At 45.1% G+C, this 13,353-nt stretch carries 10 protein-coding genes; 5 read left to right on the plus strand and 5 right to left on the minus strand.

Annotation, left to right across the window (positions count from 1 at the left end):
- Window positions 1–537: 537 nt before the first annotated feature.
- Together AB4351_RS16175 and AB4351_RS16180 are read left to right on the plus strand one after the other, a co-directional pair.
- Complete coding sequence (locus AB4351_RS16175) at window positions 538–1,317, plus strand: hypothetical protein (RefSeq protein ID WP_017068790.1); 780 nt, start codon at window positions 538–540, stop codon at window positions 1,315–1,317.
- Window positions 1,238–2,020, plus strand: coding sequence for a hypothetical protein (locus tag AB4351_RS16180; RefSeq protein ID WP_136974838.1), 783 nt, complete (start codon window positions 1,238–1,240; stop codon window positions 2,018–2,020). The genes AB4351_RS16175 and AB4351_RS16180 overlap by 80 nt, the downstream gene beginning before the upstream one ends.
- Before the next feature lie 153 nt (window positions 2,021–2,173).
- Here AB4351_RS16180 and AB4351_RS16185 read toward each other — a convergent pair whose 3' ends face one another.
- The 3 genes from AB4351_RS16185 to AB4351_RS16195 all read right to left on the minus strand — a co-directional run bounded on the left by AB4351_RS16185 (window position 2,174) and on the right by AB4351_RS16195 (window position 8,406).
- A complete protein-coding gene (locus AB4351_RS16185) occupies window positions 2,174–2,668 on the minus strand; it encodes an outer membrane beta-barrel protein (protein ID WP_274134781.1) in 495 nt (164 codons plus the stop codon).
- Window positions 2,669–2,811: 143 nt separating this feature from the next.
- Window positions 2,812–6,879 (minus strand): ATP-dependent RNA helicase HrpA, encoded by a 4,068-nt coding sequence (gene hrpA / locus AB4351_RS16190; protein ID WP_372126565.1) that lies wholly within the window; start codon window positions 6,877–6,879, stop codon window positions 2,812–2,814.
- A gap of 198 nt (window positions 6,880–7,077) precedes the next feature.
- Window positions 7,078–8,406 (minus strand): MipA/OmpV family protein, encoded by a 1,329-nt coding sequence (locus AB4351_RS16195; RefSeq protein ID WP_017070881.1) that lies wholly within the window; start codon window positions 8,404–8,406, stop codon window positions 7,078–7,080.
- 80 nt (window positions 8,407–8,486) lie between these two features.
- Between AB4351_RS16195 and AB4351_RS16200 the strand changes: the two genes are divergently transcribed.
- From AB4351_RS16200 to AB4351_RS16210, 3 genes are all read left to right on the plus strand, one after another.
- Window positions 8,487–8,939: a hypothetical protein gene (locus AB4351_RS16200; RefSeq protein ID WP_102428589.1), complete on the plus strand. Its 453-nt coding sequence runs from the start codon at window positions 8,487–8,489 to the stop codon at window positions 8,937–8,939.
- A gap of 101 nt (window positions 8,940–9,040) precedes the next feature.
- The gene (locus AB4351_RS16205) at window positions 9,041–11,032 is read left to right on the plus strand and encodes an alkaline phosphatase family protein (RefSeq protein WP_372126567.1); all 1,992 of its coding nucleotides are present in this window, start codon (window positions 9,041–9,043) and stop codon (window positions 11,030–11,032) included.
- Between the two features lie 153 nt (window positions 11,033–11,185).
- Window positions 11,186–11,635 (plus strand): TerB family tellurite resistance protein, encoded by a 450-nt coding sequence (locus AB4351_RS16210; RefSeq protein ID WP_017060439.1) that lies wholly within the window; start codon window positions 11,186–11,188, stop codon window positions 11,633–11,635.
- A 122-nt stretch (window positions 11,636–11,757) separates the two neighbouring features.
- Here the strand turns inward: AB4351_RS16210 and AB4351_RS16215 are convergent, their stop codons facing one another.
- Together AB4351_RS16215 and AB4351_RS16220 are read right to left on the minus strand one after the other, a co-directional pair.
- Window positions 11,758–12,288, minus strand: coding sequence for a 3'-5' exonuclease (locus AB4351_RS16215; protein ID WP_132763772.1), 531 nt, complete (start codon window positions 12,286–12,288; stop codon window positions 11,758–11,760).
- An 87-nt stretch (window positions 12,289–12,375) separates the two neighbouring features.
- On the minus strand, window positions 12,376–13,353 hold a 978-nt coding region (locus tag AB4351_RS16220; protein ID WP_372126570.1), incomplete at its 5' end, for a diguanylate cyclase domain-containing protein.

Genomic DNA, 13,353 nt, shown 5'->3' on the forward strand with positions numbered 1-13,353 from the left:
AGTCCGTATATGAGCTTAGCCGTTATCTAAGCTTCGCCAGTATTTAAAACACTCCTATCCAATATATTAACACGAATAGTAAATTCATGTAGTTAACCATTTTGTGACGCTTCGTCATTTATGACTTATCGTCATAATAGCGCAAGTATTGATCATATCAAGGGGTTTTATAAATTAAATACATTTTGTGAATGGAAAGAGAATAAATGGGATATAGCTAAGAAAATCATCAATAGTTGACCTAAAGAGAAGACTTTAAAAGAAGACCTGTATTGTGACCAACAGAATGTGGACGCGAATTGGGCATTCTTAACCTAACAAAGAATGTCGGCACTTTAAGCTGCTATGCGTATTCATGCCCAATGATTCCTAGCTTAAACCACAAGAATGAATGACTGTAGGCTTACTTTATGGGGCAGACGTCTCCTTATGGTCAATATTTGGCTTACTAATGCCGTTTTCTGTTAAGTTGCTATAAATTCGGTAAGGGGTGACTTACAATAGTGACAACGACTTACCTTTTTTGAGAACACGATATTGAGCGCCAAATATTCTTATTTAGCTTGGCAAGTGAATACTTCTAGCCCTGCAGAAAAGCTGGTTTTATTGATGCTTGCAGACGGTGCTGACGAATTCGGCTACACCAATGTGTGCCTACAAACAGCAGGTCAACTTTGTGCTCTCTCTACGTTTGGTTTAGCCGACTGTCTTAAGTGTTTAGTCGACCAAGGTTTTCTCGATAAGGTAAAAGTAGATTATCGGGATAAAAAAGAGATTCACGTTTTCAAAATGCTCATTGAGCAAGAGCAAACTGCGGCGCACGTTGAGGTTCAACCGACCAATAGTATTCCGGTCTACTCTACGGCACCTGCACCTGCACCTGCACCTGCACCTAAGTTTCAGCCTGCTCCGGCACCAATGCAACATATGCAGCAGGCCCCTCGCCCACAAGGTCGAGGCTCAATGAACAGCAACACCGTCTCTACTCATGATCTCAACGAAGAAGAGATACCATCATGGGCAGAACGTGCGTTTAAATTCTCCGGTTTGACCGGTGACCATAGTTTAGTATGGAAGAAATTTGTCCTCTGGTATAAAGCCAAAGCCAATGAATTAATGCCATTATCTCGGATTGAATCCAAGCTGCAGTACTGGCTAGTTAACGAGAAGCAAAATGAAAGACAACAACAGCAGAAGACCTCTCAATATTCAGGAAATGCAGGACAAGCTCAAGGAAATGGGTATAGACAAAAGCTTAGCCCATCTGAACGCTTCAGGCAGCAGCTCATTCAAAAAGGCAAAAAGCCAACCTTCTGAGCCAGCTCAACCTGTTGTACCTGACGCTACAGGTCCATTAGTACCTGAAGTGATTGAAGCGCAAAGTACCGAAGTGAAAGTAGCGGCTGCACAAGCTGCGGATTCTGGTGCGTCTCAACAAGTACCTGTTGTTGATCAAGATCCTGCAGAGCTGGAACTAACCGATTGGTGTATTCACGTGTTCGGCTCTTTCTTGAGCGTGTACGAAACGCAGTGGGAATATCAGTACGGTAGTGAGCCAAGCGGTAAGTTCATTGAGTTTGCCAACTCTGTTGATTCAGACGGCCTTAACCGCGTTTTAATGCACTGCCACGAACGTATTCAGCTTGGCAACAGCTGGCCGCCGCAAATGGGTGAGCTGTGGATCCTGAAAGATTCTTTAACTGAAGAAGAGTTGCTGGATAGCCGTATCCGTGTGTTGTCTCGCACCGCTGCCAACAAAATTGAAAAATGGCTGATTCAGAACAAACTGTATGACTTGAAGCGTACGGCTGAAAACAAGCTGGATGGTCTGTTTAAGAAGTACTACTTGGAAGCAAAACGTTTAGATGAGAAAGGCATGCTGGAAACGGAGTTGCCGCAATTCCTGCTTGCCGCTAACTCAGTGAAAAACCTAAACGATTTAAAACGTGAAGAGTACGAAAGCCAGCACGGCAAAGCGATTAACCCAAGAATCCAGCGTATTCTGAACAGTAAAAAGTAACCGTCTACCCGCTGCCTGTTAGAAGAAAACAGAGTTGCAATTACCCGGTTAACAGATACAAAAATGCCAGCTATCAAGCTGGCATTTTTTATGAATTCTAACGAACTCTTTAACGACTATCCGACCGTTATTTACGATCGTTTTACTGATTGATTACAGTAGGTGAATAGTTGCGTTTAGAGAGAAAACGCCTGCGTCGTCATCTTTCATTTTGAAGTTTTGGTAGCTAGCGCCTACAGATAGTGGACCGAAGATGAAGTATTCAGCGCCTACAGCGTACATTACGTCTACATCGTCTTGCTTGAAGTTATCGCCTTTCACTTCGTATGAGTGAAGACCACCCTTCGCGTATACGTGAAGAGGACCGAAGTCGATGCTCGGTTTGATCGCTAGGTAAGCAGTGCTTACGTCAACACCTTGTTTAGCACGGTTGCCGTAGCTAACGTTGTCGAAAGAACCTAGATCCCAGTAACCCGCTTCAACACCGATTAGTGGAAGGATACCTGTACCTACGTGGATGCCCACCGCGTTTTCATCTTCACCAGCGAATGAGTTTTGACCACCCATTACACCGCCGTACAACCAAGAATCAGCCATTGCTGTTGAAGATGCACCTAGTAGTGCTAGTGCCAATAACGTTTTTTTCATATTCGACCTTTTTCGTCCTAGTGGCAGGCCTTGAGTGGTAATAAATTGCCACCAAGTCGCCCTGTATGTAATAACTATTCAATTAGTAATGCAATAAGCAAGATTTATACCCAAACCTTGCTATTGCGTCTAGCTTTATTCCTTTAGCAAGCATCAATCGCGTTTTTAACACGCTTATCTGATACTGGGTAAGGCGTACCGAGCTGCTGTGCGAAGAAGCTTACACGAAGCTCTTCTATCATCCAACGCACCTCTTTTACATTTTCTGGAACCGCGATCCCTTTTGGAATTTTATTCAGCAGTTCTTTGTAATCATTCATTACTGACTCAACTTTGATCATGTGAAGACGATCTTTGTTCGGGTCAATTGGCAGTTTTTCCATGCGGCGTTCAATCGCTCTCATATAGCGTAGAATATCCGGCAAGCGTTTCCACCCACATTCTGTGGCAAAACCCTTAAAAATCAAACCTTCTACTTGAGCTTTTATGTCAGAAAGTGCGAATGCCATAGAAAGATCCACGCGTCCTTTCAGCTTTTTACTGATGCTGAATGCCGTGGTTAGGATGGTTTCAACCTGTTGAGCAATCTCTACTACGGTATCACCCAGCTCTGCACGTACGTGTTCTTTCATAGCTTCAAACTGCTCTGGTTCCCAAACCAAACCGCCCTTCTCTTCAATCAGCTTATCAATACCACAAGCGATACAGTCATCGATAAGATCGAGTACCTGTCCGTATGGGTTGAAGTACAAGCCAAGTTTCGATTTGTTCGGCAGGTTCGAGTGCAAGTATTTGATCGGTGATGGCACGTTCAACAAGATTAAACGACGCTGACCCGATTTCATTGCCGAGATTTGCTCTTGCTCGGTTTCGAACAGTTTGATCTCTACGCTGTCTTTGGTATCCACCAGCGCAGGGAAGGCTTTAACATCGTAGCCACCACGTTTCTGTTGGTAGACTTTTGGTAATTCACCAAAGCTCCACGTGTGCAGGTTCTGCTGCTCGATATCGTCGTCTGCCACTTTAGAAAGCGTTTCTTGAACCTTGTCTTTCAGGCTCTCTTTCAACTCATGCAGATCTTTCTGTTCTTTCAGCTTACGCTTGCGATGATCTACAGCGCGGAATGTTACCTTTAAGTGCTCAGGGATCTGGTCTAACTTCCAGTCATCACGTACCACTTCCACACCCGTCATGCGGCGTAGCTCTTTCTCAAGAGAATCCAGTAACGGTGCTTCAAGCGGTGTCACACGTGCCAAGAATGCATCTGCGTAGTTTGGCGCAGGTACAAAGTTACGGCGTAACGTTTTAGGTAACGACTTAATCAAGCTAATTACTAGATCTTGACGTAGACCCGGGATCTGCCAATCAAAACCGTTCTGGTCGATCTGGTTCAAGATAGGCAGCGGAATGTGTACCGTTACACCATCGTTATCGTCGCCCGGCTCAAATTGGTAACTCAGCTTGAGCTTGATACCGTTTTGGTGCCAGAAGTTCGGGTAATCCAGATCGGTAACGTGGCTAGCATCACCGCGGAACAGCATCGATTTTTCAAAGTTAAGCAGCTCAGGGGTTTTCTGACTGGTCTTCTTCCACCATGTATCAAAGTGACGGCCAGAAACCGCCTCTTCACCAACACGCTGGTCATAGAAATCGAACAGTTCATCATCGTCGATCAAGATGTCACGACGACGCGATTTATGCTCTAGCTCTTCGACTTCTTGTAGAAGCTTACGGTTCTGCTTGAAGAAAGCGTGTTTGGTTTCCCACTCACCTTCTACTAATGCACTACGTACAAACAACTCACGGCTGACGGTGGCATCAATCGCGCCGTAGTTCACAAGGCGCTTAGGTACGATTGGGATTCCGTAAAGCATCACTTTTTCGTGTGCCATTACCGCTGCTTGTTTCTTCGACCAATGTGGTTCGCTGTAACTGCGTTTAATCAGGTGTTTCGCTAGCGGTTCAATCCATTCAGGTTGAATCTTCGCGATAACACGGCCCCAAAGTTTTGAGGTTTCTACCAGCTCCGCAGACATGATCCACTTAGGCTGTTTCTTAAATAGGCCAGACGCAGGGAAGATGTGGAAGCGTGCATTACGTGCACCTTGATACTCATTCTTCTCTTGGTCTTTCATACCGATGTGCGAAAGCAGACCTGATAGCAGTGACATGTGAATGCCATCGTAGCTGCCCGGTTCTGTATTCAACTTAGTATCTAGCTCACGCATGGCTTGGTGAATTTGGAAGTACACATCTTGCCATTCACGGATACGTAAATAGTTGAGGTAATCTTGCTTACACTGTTTGCGGAACTGGTTACTCGACAATGCTTTTTGCTGCTGCTTGATGTAATCCCATAAGTTCACAAACGTGATGAAGTCAGACTCTTTATCGAAGAAACGCTTGTGCTTGTCATCAGACGATTGTTGCTTATCTGATGGACGCTCACGCGGATCTTGAATCGACAACGCAGACGCGATCACCATCACTTCGTGTAGGCATCGGTTACGTGGCGCTTCAATTACCATACGCGCTAAACGTGGATCGATAGGCAGTTTTGCCAGCTTACGACCAATCGCGGTTAGCTTCTTCTTGTCGTCGCCGTGGTTCTTGTTTTTGTTCGCTGACGGTTCAACGGTGGCGATCGCACCAAGCTCTTCAAGCAGCCTTACACCGTCTTGAATGTTGCGCTTATCGGGCGCTTCAACAAATGGGAACGCTTGAATATCGCCTAGGCCTAGCGCTGTCATCTGAAGGATAACCGATGCTAGGTTAGTACGAAGAATCTCTGGGTCAGTAAACTCTGGGCGTGACTCGAAATCTTCCTCAGAGTACAGACGAATACAGATACCTTCTGCAACACGACCACAACGACCTTTACGCTGGTTTGCACTCGCTTGAGACACTGGCTCAATCGGTAGACGTTGTACTTTAGTACGATAGCTGTAGCGGCTAATACGCGCCGTACCCGGGTCGATAACATACTTGATGCCCGGAACGGTTAACGAGGTTTCTGCCACGTTGGTTGCCAGAACGATGCGTCGACCAGTATGAGACTGGAAGATACGGTTCTGCTCACCCGCCGATAGACGCGCGTAAAGCGGGACAATTTCGGTATCACGAAGGTTGCGTTTACTTAATGCATCTGCGGTATCACGAATTTCTCGCTCACCGTTCATGAAGATCAAGATATCGCCAAGGCCTTCATCACACAGCTCATCAACGGCTTCAAAGATGCCTTCGATTTGGTCGCGGTCTGAATCACTTTCATCACCACCTAATGGGCGGTAACGCGTATCAACTGGGTAAGTACGACCAGACACTTCAATGATCGGTGCATTGTTAAAGTGCTTAGAGAAACGCTCTGGATCGATGGTTGCCGACGTGATGATCACTTTCAGATCAGGACGCTTTGGCAGTAACTCTTTCAGGTAACCCATGATGAAATCGATGTTCAGGCTACGTTCGTGCGCTTCATCGATAATGATGGTGTCGTACTGATTTAAGAAACGGTCGTGTTGAATCTCCGCCAGTAGAATACCGTCGGTCATCAGTTTGATTTGGGTATTGTCAGAAATCTGGTCGTTGAATCGAACCTTATAACCAACGAACTCACCCAGCTGTGTTTCCATCTCTTCAGCAATACGGTTCGCAACCGAACGCGCCGCAAGACGACGGGGCTGAGTGTGACCAATTAAGCCAAAGCGGCCGCGGCCAAGCTCAGAACAGATTTTTGGTAGCTGAGTGGTTTTACCCGAACCCGTTTCACCCGCCACGATAACCACTTGGTTTTCAGCGATGGCTTTCGCGATGTCTTCGCGCTTTTGGCTAACCGGGAGAATTTCTGGGTATTCAATCGTTGGTTTCTGTGCCGCGCGCTGAGTTGCCGTCATCATTGACTTAGCAATGTCTAACGCAATCTCATCAAAGACAGCGTGCTTAGCTTGTTCGTTCTTAATTTTGCTCGCACCAGCAATTCGCTTACTCAAACGGAAGCGATCGCGCATCATACATTCGTTGAGCGCTTTACGAAGAGAGGCTGGGCTATTCTGAGATGATTTGTTGTTTGTCGCTGATTGATCAGCTTTTTTGGTATTTGATTGTTCAGCAGACTTTTTCGATGCCGCTTGGTTTGGCTTGGCTTTGCTCTGTGAAGAACTTGGCTGTGCTGCATTCTTGTTGTTATCTGCTTTTTCCGGAGACGAAGTCAAAGCGTGTCCTATTCTTGTACTTATTAAACTCGCGCGATTATATCACAAGTCTCAAACAAAAAAGCCTGACAGCAAAGGGAAAACCTTTAGCTATCAGGCTGATTAATCTCGCTAACACTCGCAGGAGCTATGAAAGCGCGGTCAAATGTAATTCGTACTTAGTCAACTCTGGTTTAAAGCTAACGTTAAAAACTGCGCTTAAAACTCATATTGGAAGTAAACCGTGTTGTAGTTACTACCGCCTTTGATACGACCATACTGAGAGGATTTTTCAAAGATTGCAGAACGGTGATGCAATGAATAACCGAACCATAAGTTGTTCAAGTCATTCTTACCAATCAAGTCGCCAACGTTGACATCGAATGAGAAGTCTAAGTAGTTCAATAGATGGCTTGCGGTGTAACCTTTACGGTCCATCTCAGAGCCTTCGATATAGGTAATCGAATCGATGTAAGACATACCTTCTGCCACACCAACACGCCACTGAGTTGGCCAATCAAAGGTGTAGTACGCCTTGATTGCGATAATGTATTCGGTGCTGCTCGATTGAACGTCTGAACTCCAGTGGTGCGCAATACCTGGGGTTAAATAGATATCCAGTGGCAAACCGAAGATCTCATCGGTTAACGGGTGTCCATAGAAGAACGAGGTCAACTGGTTGTTGTATTCGTCTTTCTCTCGATTGAACTTCATGATGTCGCCAATATTGGATGGCGTTCCCCAGCCGTGTGCGACACGTAAGTACGGCGCATTGCTCAGTTTAGGTTTTGGCGCTTTCTCTTTGTCGTTAAAGAAACCAAAGCCAAGGTACAATTCCCCCTGATAACGGTCTTCAACAATCGAAGAATCGTAAGCGTTATCGTCCAATCGAGTCACACTGGTTGAACCCAATAAGTACAAATTAGAAACCACATGGTAACGCGTTTCAACACCAACATTTAAGTCAACACCAGCACCAATGGTTTCATTAGATGCGGAGTAATACTCACTGTTGAAATCAGCACTTTTATAACGCAGCGTCGCGCTCGGGTAAAACTCCCAATCTCCAGTTTCATACTTGGCTTTAGCTCGTAAGTTACCGTGGAAGTTGTATTCACTGTCGCTCATTAACTCCGTCTCGACAGACCAAGAATCATCAAGTTGGTAGGTCAGTTGAGCACCAAAGTCCGCCGTATCGCCTTCAATCGCGTTCTGCTCAGATGCAGGAATATCAATAAAGCGCATGCGAGAGATAGCATTGAAAGACCACTTCTCATCGTCAGTTTGATAGAGGTATGCCCCCATCTCAGTACCGTCAATAAACACATAATCGTTCTTGAAAAACAGCATCGGTACGAATGAGCTAACCGATTGGTCGCCACCAGACGTGTCATAAGGGATGCTTGCTGTACGGAACATTGCAGCGATGCCCCACTCTTGCTCTTCAGCGGCCCACGCATTAGCACTTACGAAAATGCCACTTAGGAAAGCGCTACCTAGTAAAACCAATCCAGATGAAGGAAGAGTCGGTAAATATTTGAGCTTCATTCTTGTGTAATTACTCTTTGAAAAAATATTGTGTTACTGATTAGACATTTATTAACCATGACGGCTAACTATTTTTAGGTTTGCTCGGCATTGACCGTTACAATGTAGAATATTCTCGGTTAAATGAAAGTATTGTGAAAGTCTCCGAATTACAAAACATTATAGATCACTTACCCAAAGATTCCGATCCAGATATTGTTATGGGTGAGGCGTGGTTGCCTGAGCGTTTGGTGGATACCAACCTAGACGGTGACATGCTATTTCTTGAATTCGATAATGCCCCTGAAGACAATCAAGGGGATGAAGAAGGCCGTGGCTTTGTTGAGCACGAGATTGCTATGATTCGAGAAAAGCTCGAACTGTTATTAGACGAGCCTTCCGATACCAAGACCAAAGCCGATGCCCTATTGGCAATATTTCTAATGGGCCATGAACTTTCTAGCTCAGAAGTTATCGAAGTTCTTGAATCAACAGAATCTGAAACGACAGAGCCTGAGATTGCAGAGCATAATCAACAGAATCTGACTCAGTAGAATTTGAAGCATCAACGCTTGGAACCACAAAGCCAGACACGAACAAGCTCGAAACAAAAGAACACCACGACGACTAGCCACCAACGATTTTAGGTACCGTATTGAAACCCTCTACGACATCATCTCTTCCCCTGTTACTCGCCGGACCCATTTTAAGAAAAACCACCGCGACTGAAGTAGTACTTTGGTTAGCCACCAGCTCGCCTCTTACAGGCAGAGCCGAGCTTCATACTCAAGAAATAGACGATTCTGAAGCAGCACAAGACCAGCCGTTTTATACCTCATCGCTTGAAGAACATGATTCGATTCAAATCGGTACACATGCGTGGATAACGCTAATTCGCTTACAAGGTGAGTTTCCGACTAATACGCGGCTTGAATATGATATTCACACTGAGTCAGGTTCACTAAAAGAGCTCGCCCCTCACCTTGTTTACAACGGTAAATCTCGCGTTGAGTTTAAGATATCGACCTCAGCTGATTACATTCTTCATGGCTCTTGCCGCAACCCGCATCATCCAAGCAAAGACAGCCTAGTTGCAGCCGATAACAAGATGGCCGATCAAACCGTCGCTGAAAGACCCGACATGCTGATGATGAGCGGCGATCAGATCTACGCCGACCATGTGGCAGGCCCAACACTTGATGCTATTCAACAAGTGATTCACCTGCTTGGCCTTGTAGGCGAAAGCTTACCGACTGACTCGCAAATTAAACAAATCAACAACAGTGACGCTCTGTATAACAGTGAATACCACTTATACCAGCGTCATCACTATTTGCCGCACCACACAGCTTCAGAATCCATGCTCGATAAGTTATTCCCGAACCGTGGCGTGCCGATTTTTAGCTCTACCGATTGTGAAAACCACTTGGTCACGCTGTCTGAGTTTATCGCGATGTACTTATTGGTTTGGTCTCCGACACTGTGGCAATGCGTCAATCGAGAGCGTTTAATTGAGAATAACTTCACTCAAGGTGGACACCAATTAACACCGACTGAGCAGCAACAATGGCGTGATGAAAGCGTCATCATGGATGATTTCATTGCTGGCTTACCGCAAGTGCAACGTCTGTTCGCGCATATTCCAACGTACATGATCTTCGATGATCACGATGTGACGGATGATTGGAACCTTACCGTGGGTTGGGAGCATGCCGTCGACCAAAACCAGTTCGCGACCCAAGTCATTGGTAACGGCCTTGCGGCTTACTGGATGTGTCAAGGTTGGGGTAACAAACCGGAGAGCTTCGATGAAACGTTTATCGAGCAAGCAAAACAGCTTTTTGTTCATAAAGATCATAATGAAACTGTCGATGCCAATTCTACTCACCCTGTTAGCAATATCGAGCCAGACAAGCATCAAGCCTTCATTGAGATGTTAAGTCGCTTTGAAGGTTGGCATTACACAATAGATAGCTCACCTAAAGTCATTGTGTTGGATACTCGTACGCGTCGTTGGCGTTCAGAGTCACGCATGAACAAGCCTTCAGGTTTAATGGACTGGGAAGCCTTGATTGAGTTTCAACATCAGTTAATGAATCAAGATAAAGTGGTGATCGTTTCTGCTGCACCGATGTTTGGCGTGAAGTTTATTGAAACACTGCAAAAGATGGCGACCACAATCGGCAAGCCATTAGTGATTGACGCTGAAAACTGGATGGCACATCCGGGCAGTGCTAATACGCTGATCAGCATCTTTACCCATACCAAAACACCGACCAACTTCGTGGTACTTTCTGGCGATGTTCACTACTCCTTCGCTTATGACATCAAGCTTAGGTATCGTCGCAACAGCCCGAACATCTATCAAATCACCTGCAGTGGTATTAAAAATCAGTTCCCTGCTCCGCTGCTTAAATTCTGCGATGTATGGGACCGCCTGTTATACAGCCCTCGCTCAGTTTTGAACTACTTCACTAAGCGTAAACGCTTGAAGATCGAAAAGCGAAGCCCTGACAATCAGACCTTCTATCGCCTTTCAAACCGCAGTGCGATTGGAGAATTGAGGCTAGACACTGATGGGAAACCGCAATCGATCACGACACTCAGTGGCGACGGTAAAATTACCCGTTTCCCAGAGCCCGATTGATAAAATGCTCCTTATTGCTCGCGTATCCGTAATGTCAGTTTTTAGTAAAGACGCTTGCGATCACACTCTGTAGACCCAATAGTTATGCTTATGGTTATAGTTGATAGCTATCAGCGTTACGGAACTCGATACAAATTTTAACTGGAGCTCGTTATGTTCAATTCTCTCACATCAATGTTTAAACAATTGATTGAAGGCCAGGACCTAAGCAAAAACCAAGGCACATCACCTAATATCGCCATCGCGAGTTTGTTGTGTGAAGTCGCGGGTGCCGACCATCAGATCAATGAATCAGAAAGAGTCGCTAAGCTACAGCTTCTGCAGCGTTTGCTGGATTTAGATGAAGAACAAGCAAAGGTACTGCTCGCGCAAGCAGAGCCGAAAGTAGAGCAATCAGTATCGCTGTATGACTTTACATCGCAACTCAGAGACCTATCTCAGCCAGTGCGAATCGACTTAATCAAAGCGATGTGGGAAGTAGCGCATGCCGACGGGGAAATTGACCCTATCGAAGATTCTGTGATCCGTAAAACAGCAGAACTGCTCTACGTCGACCACTGTGACTTCATCAAGAGTAAGTTAAGTGTTTTAGGCGAAAATTAGTGCCTGAAATAATGAATTGGAAACTGAAATAAATAAAAGCGACGGGTTAAGAAACCGGTCGCTTTTTTGAATCGGTAAACTGAAAGCTGACTAAACAGGGCTGAGAGGAGCTAAAAATTTAGCTACAACATAGTTAATGTGAGTTTCGCAAGATTATAAGCATCGACATAACCCGAGTGCTGACGACCTTCCCACTCAATATTTTTGGCTTCTTGAGCAGCGCGGTGACCAATGCGTTTGTCTTTCAAGCGATTCTGAACACGGTAAAGCGTTGCGATGTTTAAGAACTCGCTAAACGGAGGCTCGATGCCTTTTTCAATACACTCTTTGTGTAAGATAAGGTCGTCACGTCCCCACGCTGCGTAGATTTTTTTGGGACCACCAAAGTTCTTAATCATCGACTTGATGACAGACTCTAATGGGCGACCCTGCTTTTCGATTTTACGAGGTGTAATGCCCGTTAACTCGGCACAGAATAGAGAGACTTCGTCTTTTTCGGGCTTAACGTAATATTGCGCGCGCTTCACGATGGTTCCAGATACAAGATCAATCTCAGCAAGACCAACTTCAATGATCTCTCCTGTTGTTCCCACACCGTCTTCGCTCCAACAGCACATTTCCAAATCGAAACACACAACTCGATTGTGATTCATACGTCGCCTAATTCTCTCGTCAAAAATTTTGTGAAATTGTACATGAGCCCAATACAGAACTCGACCCTAGTTGTATCAAGTGCTCATTTAGCCTGCAATTGTCACTCGATTTCGGCCATTCGACTTACTTTGATAGAGCATACTGTCTGTTTTTTGCAGAATCTCTTCCGTGTTTTCATTAGCGTAAATAGCAGCACCAATACTCAAAGTACAACTGAGCTGTCGACCTTTGTGCTCACAATGAGACTGGCTCACTGTTCTTAGAATACATTGTAAGTATCGTTCTAGGGCTTCATGGTTTGTAATACTAGAAATGATACAGAACTCATCTCCACCTATACGAAACAGGTTATCCCCCTCTTTCAAGCTCACTGAAATCAATTTAATTACATGAATGAGTAAAGCATCCCCTGCAGGGTGACCGAATTGGTCGTTAATGCCTTTGAACTTGTCGACATCAAATCCGATGAGACTAAAGGGTTCATTTCGCTGTATCGCTTTATCTAACATCTTATTGAAAGCACGTCGGTTATAAACCTCGGTCAGGCTGTCGTGGTTGGCTAGAAAACGAAGCTCTTCTGTTCTTTTATCAAGCATTTGATACAAGCGCTCTTTCTCTCGGATTTGCATATTAACGATATACGCCAACAGCAATGAGATAGTTGTTCCGACTAACGCGATTCCGGTTAACACCAGATAACCATAGAAAGAGATGCATGAATCTATTTTGTAATCGACCTTCCAATCTCGATTGGTCAGTGAGATTGTTTTGGTAATGTGGTGCCCAGATACCGCTTCATAACCCTCGGTTTCAAACAATATTGGGGAGTCTTCTGCTTCGAAACCCGTATCGGTAACACGAATATAGACATCCATGTCTCCCACTGCCGAAGCCAGTAGATTTTCAAAGTAGTAAGTCGTTCGAACCACACCAATCACAACGCCAAGTAGATTATCGCTTTCGCCTTCAAACACAGGGTGATAAACCAACATGCCGGTCTTTGGTGTATTTTGATCTAAGCCGTCTTGAAGCAAGCGAACTTTGTCGGCTTTGTTGCGTAATTC

Origin of the sequence: Vibrio sp. 10N.261.51.F11 (genome assembly GCF_041471665.1) — a bacterium.
GTDB lineage: Bacteria > Pseudomonadota > Gammaproteobacteria > Enterobacterales > Vibrionaceae > Vibrio > Vibrio crassostreae_C.